The sequence below is a fragment of the Aliisedimentitalea scapharcae genome, from assembly GCF_045277565.1.
In the GTDB taxonomy this organism is placed as follows: Bacteria; Pseudomonadota; Alphaproteobacteria; order Rhodobacterales; family Rhodobacteraceae; genus Aliisedimentitalea; species Aliisedimentitalea scapharcae.
In genome coordinates, this window is the sequence record NZ_CP123587.1 from 41,586 (window position 1) to 58,692 (window position 17,107).

Annotated in this window: 9 protein-coding genes; all 9 read left to right on the forward strand. The window is 57.1% G+C overall.

Going from position 1 to position 17,107, the window contains the following annotated elements; genetic code table 11:
* Positions 1-191 precede the first annotated feature (191 nt).
* Complete coding sequence (locus tag QEZ52_RS22785; protein ID WP_343211460.1) at positions 192-3,233, forward strand: hypothetical protein; 3,042 nt, start codon at positions 192-194, stop codon at positions 3,231-3,233.
* Positions 3,226-8,643: a DEAD/DEAH box helicase gene (locus tag QEZ52_RS22790; protein ID WP_343211461.1), complete on the forward strand. Its 5,418-nt coding sequence runs from the start codon at positions 3,226-3,228 to the stop codon at positions 8,641-8,643. Before QEZ52_RS22785 ends, QEZ52_RS22790 begins: the two co-directional genes overlap by 8 nt.
* Positions 8,640-10,607 (forward strand): hypothetical protein, encoded by a 1,968-nt coding sequence (locus QEZ52_RS22795; protein WP_343211462.1) that lies wholly within the window; start codon positions 8,640-8,642, stop codon positions 10,605-10,607. The genes QEZ52_RS22790 and QEZ52_RS22795 overlap by 4 nt, the downstream gene beginning before the upstream one ends.
* 128 nt (positions 10,608-10,735) lie before the next feature.
* Positions 10,736-12,157, forward strand: coding sequence for a DNA cytosine methyltransferase (locus QEZ52_RS22800; RefSeq protein ID WP_343211463.1), 1,422 nt, complete (start codon positions 10,736-10,738; stop codon positions 12,155-12,157).
* 35 nt (positions 12,158-12,192) lie between these two features.
* Entirely contained in the window at positions 12,193-13,350 is a 1,158-nt protein-coding gene (locus QEZ52_RS22805) for an MvaI/BcnI family restriction endonuclease (protein ID WP_406651454.1), read from the forward strand.
* 136 nt (positions 13,351-13,486) lie between these two features.
* Complete coding sequence (locus tag QEZ52_RS22810) at positions 13,487-14,011, forward strand: hypothetical protein (RefSeq protein ID WP_343211465.1); 525 nt, start codon at positions 13,487-13,489, stop codon at positions 14,009-14,011.
* Between the two features lie 76 nt (positions 14,012-14,087).
* Positions 14,088-14,894 (forward strand): putative 2OG-Fe(II) oxygenase, encoded by an 807-nt coding sequence (locus QEZ52_RS22815; protein WP_343211466.1) that lies wholly within the window; start codon positions 14,088-14,090, stop codon positions 14,892-14,894.
* Positions 14,895-14,916: 22 nt separating this feature from the next.
* Entirely contained in the window at positions 14,917-15,930 is a 1,014-nt protein-coding gene (locus QEZ52_RS22820; RefSeq protein ID WP_343211467.1) for a methyltransferase domain-containing protein, read from the forward strand.
* The gene (locus tag QEZ52_RS22825; protein ID WP_343211468.1) at positions 15,924-17,102 is read left to right on the forward strand and encodes an aminotransferase class I/II-fold pyridoxal phosphate-dependent enzyme; all 1,179 of its coding nucleotides are present in this window, start codon (positions 15,924-15,926) and stop codon (positions 17,100-17,102) included. The genes QEZ52_RS22820 and QEZ52_RS22825 overlap by 7 nt, the downstream gene beginning before the upstream one ends.
* Positions 17,103-17,107 lie beyond the last annotated feature (5 nt).

Sequence of the window (17,107 nt, forward strand, 5' to 3'; positions counted from 1 at the left end):
AACTGCCTTTGAAGATTTGCTTACTGTTGATCGAAATCAAGTCCCCGGGAAAGCCATGACCCTAGGATTACGAGAAGTCCCATGTAAGTGGTTTACAATTCGAACCTCTAAACGCTAGGGTTGCAAGAAAGAATTTTCAGCTCTCGCGACCCCGGACAAGAAACGAGGCGCGCTTCTCGCAAAGATCACGAATGGAAGACCAAGAATACGATTCCGTAAATAGTGCTTTGAATGAATATTTTTTCCGAGGGCGTTTCGAAATGCTCCCGGTTTACCTCGATCTCGAGGGCGATGCCGAGGAGCAAGTCGCCGAGGCACTGGGCGTGGATGCAGACGAGCTTTGCGATTTCATTGGCCTGACCGCCACACGATCCCTGAGGTTTGACAAGAGGGACCCTTACATCGATCAGGCGAAGTGGCTGTTGGAATGGAGCCTTGAAGGCCGTCGCGATCCACCACCGTTCACGGCACTGCTCTGCGCGCTTTCGATCGCGGCGGAGAGAATGGGAACGGACGAGAATTTTTCGCCGAACAACTACTCGGAGCGGTTATTCGAACTTCTCGGGGTCAAGGACGTGACATCGCAGCAGAAACTTCGGCAATACGCCAAGTCCACGCGCCAGTTTTGGCGTGCCTTGAACATGTGGCTTGCAGAAAACGACTTCCAGCTTGGCAGACCAACCGCGCGCGCGGTAATCGGTCATTGGAAGTACGCGAGTTTCGGCCTTTCGCAAGCACTCGTTCGGGACGCGGACAGGAAACGCCTTTCGGGGCTATTCGAGAAGTACGACCTCGTGCCAGGCGAACCGGTGCCCGAAGCAGAAATGGCGTTACTCGTCCACGACTGGATGTCATCGCACGGGGCCACCGGCCCAACTCCTTGGCTTCGCAAGCTTTGGCAATCCAGCGACCTGAGACCACGGGTTGTTTCCGCTGCGCTCGATGCCTTCGAGACCTGGGAAAGGACGGCGGGTGTAGCTGGTACCGGTCCCCGCAAGGCCCGCCTGCAGTGGCAAGTCGGTTTCACCGGGTTTCCAAGGAAACGGGCAAGACTGTCCCTGGCCGCGTTCAGGGGTGGTGAGGCCGAGGCCCTGGAGGAAACCGGCGCTGGCACGGAGACAGGGGATCAACTCTTCCTCGAGGATGGATTGGAGCAGGGAACACGGTTCCTAGGGCCGGTTGGGTCTATCAACCTCGACATGCTCTTGTTGAAGTCCCGGTCGTTCACGGGTGTTTCTAGCGGCGTCAACTACGGCTACATCGCCAAGCCCATCGTCACCCTTGCGCGGGCCCCGGATGGCCCCGTGTTCCGGGAGGTGTCCCGAGTCAGTCTTTTCGAGGAGCACGCGATCCTGTGCCACGAGGCTTGGCTCGACAAGGTCGAAGGACACCTATCCAAGTGCGCGAGACCGGGACATTCGGTCCTTAGAACCACTGACATGGCCGGCATTCCGGAGGGTTGGTGCATCCTGCGGGGTGTCGAGGTCGTTCGGGCGGTAGACAATGCCCATGACAATTTCCACGCGCTGAGCCCCATTGCAAGTGCCGCGGCACTTGCCTGCGTGGATGGCCTGAAACTCGGGCATGGCACGTGGCACGTTGCCGCCCCACCGCTCGTGGAGGCCACGTCGGAGAAACCTGGGACAACTATTGAAATCATTCGCGAGCAGTTTGGTAAGAAAGACGAGGTAATCGCGAAGGAAAACGCCGTTGGGGACTTCATGGAAGCAAGCCTCGACGCATTTTGCGTTGAAGCTGGAACGAACTTGCGGGCAGTCGTTAAGCACAAGTCCACGGAGCTCGCGGAAACGTCCTTTTCTCTTCGGTCCGCGGATATTCCGCGACCGCTTGGGGCCAAGTCGCTCTCCCACGGCCTTCTCGACACCAGGTTCGCACTCGATCCCTTGACGGCACATGACCATGAACCGGCGCGCCTCGAGGGCTGTGTCCCGAACGGCAAGTTGGATGATACTTCGTGCCACGTCGCTCAACGAGAAGGATACACCCCTGGCGAAGTTCCGGAGGGGACCCTGGAAGAGGCAATCGAGCTGGAATGGTGCAACTCGAGTGATGCGGCCATCGTGGCAAGCGAAAGCTGCGTTATCCGTGGGTATCACTACTGGGTCTACGAGGCGTTTGAAAAGGGCGACGACCGCTACGACGCCAAGATGGCAGAGTGCAAGGATTGCAGGGTGAAGGCGCTTTCGCGCACCCGGGAAGTTGCGAAGGGCAATGCCAAGAAAATGGCACAACACCAGGTTTTCACCCCGGCGCGCCGATCGACCAAACGGGAAGTCGGCACCGGGCAGGTCTCCGAAACCGATCATGCAGGCGTTCCCGTGGACACGGTACTCGATGGGCTTTGCTACCTGGGTCATGGCTCTTGGCCAGCTTTCCAAAGGCTCGCGACGGCCGTGTCTCCTGAACCATGGTTTGCCCATTCCCTCGCGAGTGACCTATTTGCCCTTGGGCATATCGAGATGCGAGGGCGCCTACTGGCGAACGGCGGCGATTGGTCAGTGCCACCGCCCGCCCTTGTCATTGGCATGGATGGACATGGCTACCTTTCGGGATTCCAGTCGGGCAGCCTCGTTGACGCGGTGAATTCTGCCTTGTCATCCAGGGGGACGGTTCATGCGCCTTGCGAGGTGTCGAATCAGGTGACGGTGCACCGGTGGACGGGCCTTGGGGAGATGGACCTAGAGGCCTTGCTGGAAACCGTGGAAGACGCCCATGGACGCAAGGTCACGGTAACACGCAACCTTGCGTCATCGATCGCTCCACGACTTCCGTCGTTCGCGGGCGTGTTTGGCCAGGCTGCACCAATTCACGTTGAGCAAGCCGATGGCCTTGCAATGTATGACACCCGAAAGGCGCGCTGGAGACGGGTTGAGCGAATGGACGGACCGGGGGCCTACAGGGTCGGCTTGCATGGAACGCGCTACGTATTCCGGGACCGGCATGGAACGACGAGGCAAGTTGGCCACCAGGTAGCCAAGACCTTGGCTGCGCAGGCCGATGGACACTGGTTGCACGGGTACGACATGTCCACGGGTAGGTTCACGGCGGCCCTCGGGGTTGAACCTCCGTGGCTTTTCGAGCGGGCCCTCGTCGTCTCGGGCGGGACCCTCCCGAGGAGGGATGGCGGGCGGGTCATTTACGAGCGCGTGGAGCCACGGGTTGGCGCCACCATTTTGAGCAAGATGTATGGAAAGGACGAGATCATTGGGTAAAGCGACGCCGGGAGAGGTTCTCGACTACATCCAGGAAGCATACCACAAGTACTACGACAGCGCCTTTTGGCTGCGTGACGAGTACCTCATGCGTGAGCGGCGCGACTTGCTCGATGAACCCGGCTTAACTGCCCAGGAGATCCTGCTGGAAGCAGTGTTGGCCTATCCATCCGAGGTGCCCGTTGTAGAGGCCTGCGCCGCGGCTGGCCTATCGCCGGCGGTCGCGGAGCATCTAGGCAAGGTTGTCTTTGGAGCCAACTACGATTTGCGCAAGCACCAGGCGCAATCCCTCGAAACGTCCTTGGCCTCGAACTCGGCCACCAAGCGGAACGTTGTCGTTACTTCTGGCACGGGATCGGGCAAGACGGAAAGTTTTCTGGTTCCCGTGATCGGGCGGCTTCTCCGGGAACGGATGGGCGGTGTCGGCCAAGGTGGAATGCACGAATGGTGGCATGAGAACTGGGGCAGCGCGAACACTTGGCAGGGTTGCCGCTCGAAAATCGAAAACGGCCCACAACCGGCGCTTCGCGCGCTCTTGCTGTACCCGACGAATGCCTTGGTGGAAGACCAGGTCTCCCGGCTACGACGCGCGGCCACCCGTGCGCGGGACATTCACGGGGCACCCATGTTCTTCTTTGGGCGATACACGGGCGCGACGCCGGGCGGTACGTTTGACCCGGGCGGACACCTGGACGCCAAGGGGCGTCGCATCGTCAAGGAGGTCGCCCGCGACATCAAGCAAATCGAGGCCGAGGCAGCCCGGCTTGCTGATCGCGACGAGGAGATCCGCGGCCAGTTCCAGGATCCTTCCTGCGGGGAGATGCTGACACGGTGGGACATGATCGATGCGCCGCCCGACATCATGATCACCAACGTATCCATGCTAAACGTGATGTTGATGCGCGAGCACGAGGCGCACTTGTTCCGGCAAACACGCGACTGGCTTGCGTCTTCGAAGGACAACCGTTTCTCCCTGGTAGTCGACGAATTGCACGGGTACCGGGGTACCGCGGGAACGGAAGTCGCACTCGTCATCCGCAACTTGTTGATGCGACTGGGGCTGGAACCGGGCTCCCCGCAGTTGCGCTGCCTAGGCACGAGCGCGTCGCTTGATGGCGAGGAGGGCAAGGAATACCTTGAGCAATTCTTCGGCGTGGACCGAAACACGTTCGAGGTATTTCCAGGCGAGCCGCGCATTCCGGAAGCGAAGTTGCCGATCGACGAGGCAAAAATCGCGCCCCTCGCCGATGATGCGATCGCGGGCGACGAGACCGCGCTCGACGAAATCATCGGTATTGCTTCACCCCGGCTGGCGCTCGGGGCTGCATGTCGCGAAGCTGGCAAGAGGGAGGAAGACGACACGATCGTGCCGGCAAGGCTAGGCGCTATCAAGCAAAGCCTGCTCGGTGAGCATGGCAGCGACGCTGTTTTCCAGGCAGTCCTTCACGCGGCCGCACGCGAAGACTCCCCCTCGTTCAAGGAACCCTACCCCTCGTTTCGCTCCCACATGTTCGTGCGTCAAATACAAGGAATGTGGGCTTGTTCGAACCCCGACTGCGACAAAGTCGAGGAAGCTTACCGTGACCCAGAGCGCAAGATTGGCAAATTGTTCAAGCACCCGGCCATCAAGTGCGGCTGCGGCGGGCAAGTCCTGGAACTGCTGTATTGCTACGACTGCGGTGAGGCATATCTCGGTGGCTACGTGACGCCGCGGGCGGAGGGAGCCGAGGACGGGCAAGTCTTCTTGGAATCCGGTCCGACGGACCTTTCGAGCAACGTGCCCGGGCTGGTCAACGAGCGGCCGCATTCCAAGTTCCGGTGGTACTGGCCAGGCAAACAAGTGCCTGCCGGGGTCGCACCTACCTGGCAACATTCGGACCCTGGCACGAAAAAACAGAAGACATTTGGATACGGCGCTGCCAATTACGATCCACTTTACGGGCTCTTGGAAAAGGCCCAGCACGGCGACACGCCGACCGGTACCTTTTTTACCTGCCCGGGGGACGTGAACGCGCCGGCTCTTCCGGAGAAGTGCCCGGCCTGCGAGTCAAAGAAGAGCCAGCAAAGGATCCTCAAGGCCTTTTTCGCCGGGAGCCAAGTGAATAGCCCGATCAGGGGTCTTCGAACGGGTTTAAATGTCACGACCCAGGTAATTGCCGACCGCGCTTCTACCAAGCTTGGCACACCCGACCGCACCGCGCAGATGATCGCGTTCACTGACAGCCGCGACGATGCCGCCGATGTTGCGGCGGGACTGGAGCTTAACCACTTCCGGTCACTCTTGAGGCAGCTTGTATTCCGGGCCCTGAAACCAGGTGCCAACTTCACCATCGACGACGCGAGAACAACTGCCGCGAAAATCCAAAAGGGTGAGGAACTCAACAAGCTCCAGGCGGAAATAGCCACAACGATCAAGGCGCAGGGAACCGAGCTACAAACCGCGTTGCTCATGCAATCGATGTCCATGTCCAACACGGAACAAGACGCGCTTGTCGAAGCCTTCGAAGAGGACGTTGTCAATGCCCGCGGAGTTTCCTGGAGCGCACTCGTTTCCGGGGTCATGAACGATCTCCTGACACTTGGCGAGAACCCCGCCGGCACGGACGCCTCGAAGCAGAAGATTGGTAACGAGCCATGGTGGCGCTACTTTGACCAAACCCGACCGGCTCCCGTGAACCGCCTAAACCCAAGCGTGGAAACAGAGGGCAGGCAGCAGATCCGGGAAACCTTGTCCTCGCTCATCGCGACGGCCCTTTTCGATGCCGGGGGGCGCGACTTGGAATCCCTTGGACTCGCCTTTGCCTGTCCGGTGGGAGACCACTCGACGAGGCTGGGAATGGCGGCCAGCGAAGCCCGGGACATGCTGGCAAACGTGATCCGATTGCTAGGCCAAGCGCGGCACTACCAAGGCGGGGGCAGCAGCCAATCGTCGACAAACATGCCAACCGGGGTTCGGCGTTACGTCGAAAAGGTCGCCCCGTCCCTTAACCGCGACGCATCCGATCTCGGAGAGATCATCGGGGCCTTGCTGCGTGACGAAGGTATCGTGAACGAGAACTGGGTCATCCAGGTCGGTCGCTACTCGAGCCTGAAGCTGGAGCTCGTGCCCATCCTTGATGGCTTGCACCGGTGCAAGAGATGCTCACGGGTTTCTGCCAACGTCGCGCTAAAGACATGTACCTCGGTGAACTGCACGACCACTGGGTTCGAGCCAATCTCGGAGCCCGAAGACGATTACTACCGCTGGCTGTCGGAAGAGCCTGCGCACCGGCTCAACGTCGAGGAGTTGACGGGCCAGACGAAACCGCTTTCCGAGCAACGGCGACGCCAACGGCTATTCAAGAAGGCCTTCCTTGAAGACGAGATCGAACCCGTGCACGGCATCGACACGTTGAGCGTTACGACGACGATGGAGGTCGGCGTCGACATCGGCTCCCTGGAACTGGTGATGATGGCCAACATGCCGCCACAGAGGTTCAACTACCAGCAAAGAGTTGGTCGAGCCGGGCGCATGGGACAGAGTTTTTCCTACGCGCTCACCATTTGTCGTGGTGGCTCGCACGACGACTTCTACTACGGCAACCCGGAACGGATCACGGGTGATACCCCGCCGCAGCCTTACCTTGACCTTTCCAGGCCGGAGATCGTGAAGCGCGTCGCGGCAGCGGAGTGTCTTCGACGCGCGTTCTCGGCACTGGATGAACCGCCCGTTGGCTCGGCCAGCACGCATGGCGCCTTTGGCAAGGCCGCGGAATGGGAAACGGTCTACAAGGCGGATATCTCTGCATGGCTCGCGACCGATCCTGGCGTCGACGCGGTCGTGGCAGCGCTCTGTTACCTCGCGCCACTCGCGGGAGACCAACCAGACCGGATCGCCAGCTACTGCCGGGCCGAGCTGGCGGACCACGTCTCTAGCGTGGTTGCCGACGGCCGTTACATCCAGGTTGAACTTAGCGAACGTCTTGCGACGGCAGGGGTTCTGCCCATGTTTGGGTTCCCGACTCAAAGCCGGAACCTCTTCAAGTTCAAGCGCGACGCGCGCCTTGAAGACATGGTTTTGAGCGACCGGGCACTGGACCATGCAGTTTGGGCCTTCTCACCCGGTTCCGAGATTCCCAAGGACAAGCAAATCCACACGGCCTGTGGTTTCGAGTTGCTTCGAGAGATCCGTGGCCGGGTCGATAGCGACCCCGACCCGCTTGGCCCGAGCCTCGATTTCTCGAAGTGCAGCGATCCCGATTGCGGGCACATCATGCAAGGCGTCGAGGAAACCTGCGAGGTTTGTGGTCAATTCGCGATGAAATTCGATCTCTACCAACCGAAGGGTTTCATCACGACTCTGGGCCAGCCACGCGACTACGATGGCCAACGCCAACGTGGTCCCTCGCTCTCGCCCCCGGTTCTTGCTTTCAAGCCCAAGTACGACGACGGGTTTGCCCTTGGCCCCGCCCGCGTGGCGCTTGCCTCGGATGAACCGATCGCACTGGTCAATGACAACGGTGGAGAATTCTTCAAGTTCCGCCGGAAGTACAACGCCATGATCGTGAACGACGAGCACCTCTACCGCGATCGCCAACCCTATCCCGAGCTCGACGGTGATCCGGAAGCGGAAGGTGCCATTGGCGCCGTGTTCAAGACGGACGTCATGACGATGCTTCTCGAGAACCTACCCGGTGTGGGTTACAACGGCGTCTTGGACGTCGAGGGGCAAAAAGCGGCCGGCGCTGCCCTTGCGTCCTTCGGTGAATTCCTGAAGGTCGCCGCCGCCAGGGAACTCGACGTGGACCCGGCCGAACTCCGGGTTGGCACGCAGAAATGGCGTATGGATAGTTGCGTAACACGTCAGCTCTACGTTGCAGACGCCCTTGAGAACGGCGCCGGTTACAGCCGGCACATTTGTGATCCAGACCGGCTTCGCGGGTTAATCGCGACCCATTACGTGGATGTGAAGAAGAACTGGCACGACCCGTCGCACGCCGATTGCGATCGCTCCTGTCCGGACTGCCTTCGCAACTACAACAACCGCTTTTTGCATGCCTCGCTTGACTGGCGATTGGCGCTGGACGTGGCCGAACTGGTCTTGGGCGAGCCCTTGGACACGTCACGATGGCTCGGGGATGCCCAGGGCATCGGCCAAAGGTTTGCCGACTTGTGTAACCACCACCAAGGCAGCGTGCAGGTTGAGCAATCCGACGGCCTCGTCGCGGTTACGGGCAGCAGCAAGCTATCGCTCGTGCTGTCCCACCCGCTGTGGCACATGCGGGAGGGGCTGGCGCAAGACATCCAGAAGAACGCGAAACTCATGCTGGAGGCCAACCATGGTAGTAGCCTCAAGGTCGAGTTCGTGGATATCCGTGACTTTGCACACCACCCGCAGACCTACATCGTCAAGATGCTGGAGGCCCAATGATCACGATCACGGGCGCCGAGGGCTCAAGCGAATACCAGGCCGCGATCCTGGTAAAGAAGGCACTGGAGGCATCCTGGCCGGGCGTTGCGGCGACGCCTAGGGAGGTTGACGACATCCGGATCGCCGTCAGCACCAAGCTCTCGGGTTACCAGGTGCAAGACATCGATATTGTCTTGGCTGGCCGGCTATCCAAGCCGCGCATGTTTAAGCCCTTGCGCGTTATCCGGGGATCCTCGGGGAACAAGTTAAACGCACGCCCGATCATGGTCGAAAGCTTCGTGGTTGCGATCGAGGTCAAGGATCATGACGATCGTGGTGTTCGCATCATGGATGACCAGGTCGAGGTCAGGTACTCGCGTGGCGGTCCATTGCAATGGAAGAGCGCGACGGACCAAAACGTCAAGCAAATGCACGCCCTGAAGACATACCTTTCGGACATGCATGTCGACGTCTTCGCACGTCGATGCATGGTTTTTCCCAGCCTTGGTTCGATTTCTGCGCCAAGCGCTGTCGCGGGTGCTTTCAATGGTCACCAGCTGATGAGCGCGATCGCGGCGTCCTCACCGCTCCTGGAACGCCGGGGGCAGGGGCTTCTTTCGGCAGGTGACAAGGAAACGATCGAAAAAGCCCTAGCGGCACCGATATTTAAGAAAGCGATTCCGACGCGCCTTGACCGCGAACGCATGGATCGGTTGGCCGCGAAGAACCCGTCGATCGACGGCATCATAGATACGCTGGGAGACGGTACGGTGTTCCTGCGTGGCTTCGCGGGAACCGGGAAGACGGTTTTGCTTCTCCAGGCGGCGTGGAAACTCTTTCGCACGGAAGGCAAGCGAACGCTGGTCTTGACCTACAACCACGCGCTGGCGGCCGACATGCGTCGCTTGATGTCCCTGGCAAACATCCCGTCCTCGGTGGAAGCGGGTGGCATCCGCGTCGGCACCGTGATGTCATTCCTCTACACCTGGTTTTCAAAGCTTGGATTGCTCGGCGAGGGCCCTCTCGACTTCTCAGGTTATCCAGCGCTTTGTGCCGAGGCGCTGGATCTCGTCAAGGGCGGGGCCGTCACCCGGGAAGACATCGAGGAGATCATCTACAGCGATCCTGATTTCTTCGATTTCGACCAGGTGTTCGTTGACGAGGGGCAAGATTGGCCAAGCGGGGAAACCGCCTTGTTAAAGGCTCTCTACGACCCGACCCGGCTTTGTGTCGCGGATGGCGTGGACCAGCTCGTAAGGGGCGCGCGTGCGAACTGGCGTGCAGGACTACCGCGCGACAAGAGAAGCACCTTACCATTGGGAAAGTGCTTGCGCCTCAAGCGCAACTTGTCGCTCTTCGCATCCGAGATCGCACGGGAAACGGGAAGTGCTTGGGAGGCGGAACCCAACCCGGCCGCCGGCGGTGGCAGGATTATCATCCTGTCCAAGCCATACGTGCAAGCCACCGGGTTGCATGAGAGTCTCGTCGAGGATCTCAAGTCAGACGGCAATGACTGCGTCGACATGCTGGTCTGTGTTCCGCCGGACGGCGTCGTCGAAACCGCGGATCGCCGATCGAGCTTGGTTGGCCAGGAATTCTCTAGCCGGGGGCAGGCACACTGGGACGGTGTCGATCCGATGGCAAGGTCAGATTTCCCTCGCGGTCCGGACCAGGTGAGGATCGTTCAATACGCTTCCTGCCGGGGCTTGGAAGGATGGACCGTGGTTCTCGAAGGGTTCGATCGATTCCTAGAGGAGATGTTTTTAGCCAAGATGTCATCCGGTCTCGATGCATCCGAGGAAGAGGGATTCGTGGACCTGGAAAAGGCAGCAAGTGGGGAAGCCTGGCGTTGGGGCCTGATCGCCTTGACGCGCCCCATCGATACGCTGGTAATCCAGCTCGACAACCCCGGCGGAAAGTTCGGCACCCAAGTCCTTGAAGCGGCGAGAAAGTTCCCCGATTTCGTTGAAATCTTGGACGGCTAGGCCAACGCGCAGTTGATAACACGGGCGAAAGAACGGCTGAATTGCCCCCAGATGTAGTAACCGCCTGGACAGCCCACTCCAGATATGCTAGCTATTTTCAAAAACCATGACAATTGGCCGGACAATAGATGCTTCAAGAAACCCTTGCGAGAGACGTAAACGAAAACCCTACCCAGGCGGGAGCCCCCCGGGGTGAGGCGGCGCTTCGCCAGTACAACATGATCGACCTCTTCGCCGGTTGCGGCGGCCTGTCGCTTGGCTTCGAGAACGCTGGGTTCACACCGGTATTCGTCAACGAGCTAAACGAGGATGCGCAGGCCACCTACCTCATGAATCGCCACCATTCACTTGGCGGCATGAAATTCTCGGAGAACGACGCGCTACACTGCAACGACGCGCACGAGCTGCAGGGGAAACGGCTCGAACAATTGGTCAGCGACCTTGCCCAGGTTCCCGATGTTGAGCTGGCCTTCGATACGGCCACCAAGAAAAGTGGTGGCGGCAGCAACCTCGATGTCTTGACAGGCGGCCCACCTTGCCAAGGCTATTCCGGCATTGGCATCCGTCGGTCGTATTCCGTTGACAAGAAGGACCTGCCGTCGAACCAACTGTACCAACGCATGGCGAGTGTTATTCGGCGCGTGCGCCCGCGCGTATTCTTGTTTGAAAACGTGCGCGGTCTCCTGACGTCCAAGTGGACCAAGGAAGGCGGCGAGCGAATTTTCCCTGATGTCAGGGACGAGTTTAGGGCCATTCCAGGCTACGAGGTACGCTGGTCTCTGGTTTACGCCAAGGACTACGGTGTTCCACAAAACCGACCACGGGTCTTGCTCGTTGGCGTTCGTCGCGACGTGTTGGAAGCCTGCGACTTTCTCGATCCCAAGGCCGACCCGGAAGATGCGGTCGCCTGCGGGTTCCTTCCGGCGGGTAGCCCCGGCGAGTTTCCCGACTTGAAAGACCTTCTAGGCGATCTCGTCGATGACACGGTGGCCGAGGTTCTGCGCAGCCGAAACTTCGAGCGCGGCACCTTTGAAACAACGGCTTACCCGCGACCCGCGCGCTCCGCGATCCAGAAGTCCCTACGCACCGCGCCTGCTTGGTACGAGGGCCGGGGCATTCGCTTGACCGAGCAGGAGTATTCAAAGCACAAGCCGGCCGTGGTCGAGAAGTTCGATCACATGATCAGGAACGCGGGCGAAATCCCCGAAGAGTGGCGCACCAAGAAGTTTTCCCAACGCCTTTTGAAACCGAGCTGGGGCAACCAGGAGCCAAATATCACGGCCACGTCGCTTCCGGATGATTACGTTCATTACTCGCAGCCGCGCATCTTGACCGTAAGGGAGTGGGCGCGCCTACAACTCTTCCCTGATTGGTACCGTTTCGCTGGCAAGCGGACCACCGGCGGAATTCGCCGTGCTGGTAATCCGCGCGAAGGCATTTTCGACCGCGAGGTCCCCAAGTACACCCAGATCGGCAATGCCGTGCCGGTTGGCTTGGCGGAACGCGTGGGGTCTCATTTCAAAAGAATCTTGGACGAAGCTATAGGGTAATGCTCGAAAAATCGGACACGAGCGTTGGAGAGGTATTGACCCTCTTCAACGAAACCGGCTTGGACGTGGGCCTGCTTGTCCCGACGCCAACCGGCTTGAAGAAATCGATCATGGATGCCACGGCTTCGTTTCGGGATTTCCTGCTCGACGCAAAGATCCATGACTTTTCGACTCAAGCCCAAGGTCAAGAACACAAGGTCGTTGTCCCGGCGAGGATGATTTTTGCGAAGGGATCGAAGCCGACGAAAGTGTCCCTTTACCGGCCCACCACGAAGAAGGGCGATCCACGTATCTGCGTTTACGGCCTCAAGGCGCACGCGGTTCCTTTCAACTTGCTAGCCCTGTTTAGTTGGGACGGCTTGTTGCACGTCGTAAATTGTAGCGATCCAGGAATCCTACAATCGATAAAAGACCCGGCTTCACCGCTTGGGGCAATCGCGCAAGCTGCGCGGCCCGGGTTGTCGCCGGAGGCAGGTGAATTGCTCGAACTGTTGCGCGATATTGGCGCACGCGGGTGGATTCCGACCATGAGACCCGGCGATACGGGCATCGGGATGACGCTGGAAACCTTGTTGGGGATAGAAGCAAACTCGAGCAAGCTTCCCGATTTCAAGGGGATCGAAATCAAGGCTAAAAGGGCAGGGCGCAAGCGCAAGAACCGCGTGAACCTGTTTAGCCAGGTCCCGAATTGGAAGCTTTCTCCGCTTGGGTCGAACAAGGCGCTTCTTGATGCCCATGGCTACGAGGTTGAAGGACGAAGACAGCTCTACTGCACGATATCGGGGAAGATGGCCAATCCAAACGGTTTCATGCTATCGATCGACGGCGACAAGGACTGGCTAAGGCAAAACCACTTGGCTGCCGAAAAGGTCACCCGAATGGCGATCTGGGAACTTTCCAAGCTAAGGGATCGCTTGACATCGAAACATCGTCAAACCTTCTGGGTCTCGGCTCAAACGCGCGGCAAGGGGGAGCATGAAGAGTTTCACTACTTGCAGGTTGAGCACACGCGTGCGCCCCGCGTTCGAAATTTCGAGGCCTTGGTCGAGGCAGGTGTGATAACATTGGATTACACGTTATACGAAAGGCGGAAGGGTGGCGCGGTCGGCGATCACGGGTACTTGTTCAAAATAAACCCGAAAGATTTCAACGCTCTGTTCCCACCCTCTGAATACCATGGGCTCGTTGTCTGACATTCCGGCCCGCGGTGAAAAGCGGAAGATTACGGATCTTGGCCGCTTTCTGCGTGTGTGGTTTAAGGACAACGGCCGGGAGTTTTCTTAGCGCGAGCCGGGTACAGGGGAATACGAAAGGATTTGTGTCGAGGTATTGCTCCAGCGCACGAGAGCCCAAACGGTGGCCAAGATCTACCAAGATTTCTTTAGGCGCTTTCCCGACTGGGAAGAAATAGCCCAGACGGATGAGCTAGAACTGGGTGAATTCTTGAAGCCGCTTGGATTGTGGCGGACCCACTCTAAAAGATTGAAAAATTTAGCGATTTACGCTGGACATAGAAAAGGCCTTTTCTCCGAAACAGCGGAAGAACTCAGGGAAGTCCCTGCGGTTGGCCAATACGTGGCCAATGCCATTCTCCTCTTCCAGCATAGGCAACGCAAACCGCTTCTTGACGTCAATAAGGCGCGCCTCATCGAAAGGTACGTTCGCCCACGCAGGCTCACCAACATCCGCTACGACCCGTGGCTTCAGGTCGCAGCCCATTGGTTGGTTAGATTGGGAGATCCGATCGAAACGAATTGGGCAGCATTGGATTATTCGAGCATTGTCTGCAGCATAGGTCAGCCCCAATGCAGTAATTGCTACCTCCACTCGCGCTGCGCAAAGCCCTTCGGATAAGACCCCGGGAGAAGACACTCTGGAGTTGATTCTTCACTTGCTTTCCGGCTAGCATTGTCGCGAAGGGAAGTGACTATTGACGCTATTATCTCAAACCCTCGACTATTTAGAGGCGAAAGATTCAGAACATGAACAGGCGTTGATGTCTCTCCTATCAGGGGAATTGACGTGCTTGGTGATAAGAAAATTCATCAAGAGCGAGACGGCATCAACAGCCACCGCTAGCTTGATTCAACGTGAGGAGTTCGTCGATCATGACGACGTTCCCGGGCTAAAAGTACTAGGTCTTTCACATTTTCAAGCCGTGAGAACTCCCCACTTATTTCAACGTTATTCGGAAGTCGGCGCGGGCCTAGAAGAAATGCTGGAGAACGCATGCCGTCCACTGCCTTCCCCATTCGGTTCCTTGAAGTCTTACTTGGCTAAGCACGCGAACAAATCGATCGAAATATTGGAACTAGAGAATGAGCCCCCACCCGCGCCATTCACCGTTCGATCGTGCGGCAGGAAAATAGGCATCGAACCGCACCAAGACATTTTATTAGCGGAGTCGCCCAAAGAGAGAATTGCTGCCTCTTTTTCGAGGCAATTAGCAGCAAACATTTTTTTAGCGGGACCTGATGCTGGAGGTGAGCTCGAGATATTTGAGCTGGGACCTGGTGATACTGGGTACAAAAACCTAGAAGACGGCCCCAAGACAATCGCTGAAGATCAACTACCAAGTGCCGCGATAACAGTATCCCCCAGAACGGGTGACTTGGTGATGTTTGACAGCACTATGGTGCACATCGTTCACGCCAACCAAGACCCTAAACCTAGGGTAACATTGGCGTGTTTCATAGCTAGCCAACATGACAACGGTGTTTTGTATTACTGGGTCTGAGATTAATTTGTGAGGAAATTTCATGTTTGAACAGGACTTAGCGCGCAGCCTTGAACCGATCAGGAAAATGTTCCTCGCACAGTCGATCCATGCGCTATTCAATGCACAATTGTTCGAAAAGCTTAAGGGTAATTCGACACAAACCGTTACAGAGCTCGCAGATCTAAGTGGAATGTCCTCATACAGACTTGAAGGTCTGATCTTATACCTAAAAAACGAGGGGCTCGTCGATTTCCATAGGGGCGAAGTTCCTTTCCTTACCGACTTGGGACTAAGTCTTGAGAATTCCAAACCCTGGTATCAATTGTTGGTTGGTGGCTATGGGAAAACTCTATTGGACTTACCCTCGACGCTGCATGACCGTAACCAGTATGGAAGTCGCGTTGGAGAGTTTGTTGGTCGGGGAAGTTGTGGGATTAGCCAATTCGATGCACTGCCCATGACAAAGGAGCTCATTTCCGCGCTCGATGAGGTGCCCGGATGTATAGTCGACATTGGGTGCGGTGATGGCAGCTACTTGATTGATCTTTGTCGTACTTTTCCCGACGCAAAGGCACTCGGGATCGAACCCGACGACGCATCTGTGAAAGTTGCGAACGACTTGATTGCCAAAAGCGATCTTGGTGGCAGAGCGGAGATACTGAAGGGTGATCTAGAGCTTGTTGCAGATCTCGACGCAATCCCAAGAAATACGGTGTTTGTAATAGCATTCGTACTGCAGGAAGCTCTTGAGCAATCTGGTCGAAGTAAGGTTGTGGAAATATTGAGGCGGCTGAAAAAGCGCCATCCGCTTGGTAAAGTGGTAGTCATTGAAGTTGATCGAGCAGACCGAGATAGCGAAAAGATGACGTCTGAACTCGGGCTAGGCTACTATAATCCCTACTTCCTATTGCACCGCCTAACAGAGCAAAAACTCGAAACCCCGGAGTTTTGGAACGATGTGTTTTCTGAAGCAGGATGGGACATCGCTCGTCAAACCCACCCAGAGACTTCCTATGATTCACTGGGGCTGAAGATTGGCTACCTGCTATGTTAACTTCAGGCGATTTCAAGATTTCCCCCCGTGTCTCGCGTCAGATTTCGTCTCCACTTACCGAGATTTTCGAGCTTCGCGACAACTATTTAAGTTCAGCCAATTCATTTGATTTGATTGATGGAAGCCAAGGGGTGCCAAACTATCCCCCGCCCATTGAGGTTATGAATGAGATTCGAAACGCTTCGCAGGAAAGAGAAAGCTATTCTTATACTGATCGACGAGGGATTTTAACGCTACGCGATGCTATTTGCGATGACTTTGGCAGCAACTATGGATTTCAAGTCAATACTGACGAAGTTCTTATCACTTCGGGCTGCAATGCGGCATTTTGCGTTGCTGCCAGTACAATTTTGGACCAAGGAGACGAAGTCATCGTTCCAAGCCCCCACTACTTTAACCACCCAATGTGGCTAGAGATGATTGGTGCTAAAGTTGTCGATTCGCAGTCCAAAGCGAACGGAGAACCGGACTTCGACGAAATTATCAATTTGATTTCTCCGAACACTCGGGCTGTTGTTCTAGTAAGCCCCGGAAACCCAACCGGAGCGACAATTTCGGCACAAACACTCGAGGAGGTTACGCTTCTTTTGGCTCAACGGGGAATCTATGTGATACTCGACGAGACCTATAGGGCATTTTCGGAGCAAGCCCAACTTGCGTTTTCGGGATCTCAATTCGATCAGAATCCAAACTTGATCCGGTTGCTGAGCTTTTCCAAGGAGCTTGCAATACCTGGCTTGCGAGTTGGCGCAGCTTGCGCCAATCGAACACTAACTCACGAGATGCTAAAGGTTCACGACTGCTTCTCAATATGTACCCCCCTGATTGGCCAACTAGCCGCAGAAGCTGGGCTAAAGCATGGGAATAATTGGAAGCTTCAGCGAACTAGCTGCATCGCGAAAAAACGAAATCGGTTTTCAGAGCTTATTAGTGATCAAGATCGAGGTTTCGAGATCATCCAATGCGGTGGTTTCTTTGCCTGGCTGAAACATCCGTTCCGGGATATGTCGAGCTGGGAAGTCACACGGAAACTTCTTTTTGAAGCCGGGCTTCTCACGTTGCCAGGTTGCCTCTTTGGAAAGGGTCAGGAAGCATATGTCAGAGTGGGAGTAGCAAGCCTTGATGAAGAAGAAATCAAATCATTTATTAGCCGGTCAAGCAACTTGCGTTAAACTAC

What these genes read in the sequence shown, in the direction of transcription:
- QEZ52_RS22800 (WP_343211463.1), top strand. Translation starts at nt 10,736, where the DNA reads ATGCTTCAAGAAACCCTTGCGAGAGACGTAAACGAAAACCCTACCCAG.
- QEZ52_RS22785 (WP_343211460.1), top strand. Translation starts at nt 192, where the DNA reads ATGGAAGACCAAGAATACGATTCCGTAAATAGTGCTTTGAATGAATAT.
- QEZ52_RS22795 (WP_343211462.1), top strand. Translation starts at nt 8,640, where the DNA reads ATGATCACGATCACGGGCGCCGAGGGCTCAAGCGAATACCAGGCCGCG.
- QEZ52_RS22820 (WP_343211467.1), top strand. Translation starts at nt 14,917, where the DNA reads ATGTTTGAACAGGACTTAGCGCGCAGCCTTGAACCGATCAGGAAAATG.
- QEZ52_RS22825 (WP_343211468.1), top strand. Translation starts at nt 15,924, where the DNA reads ATGTTAACTTCAGGCGATTTCAAGATTTCCCCCCGTGTCTCGCGTCAG.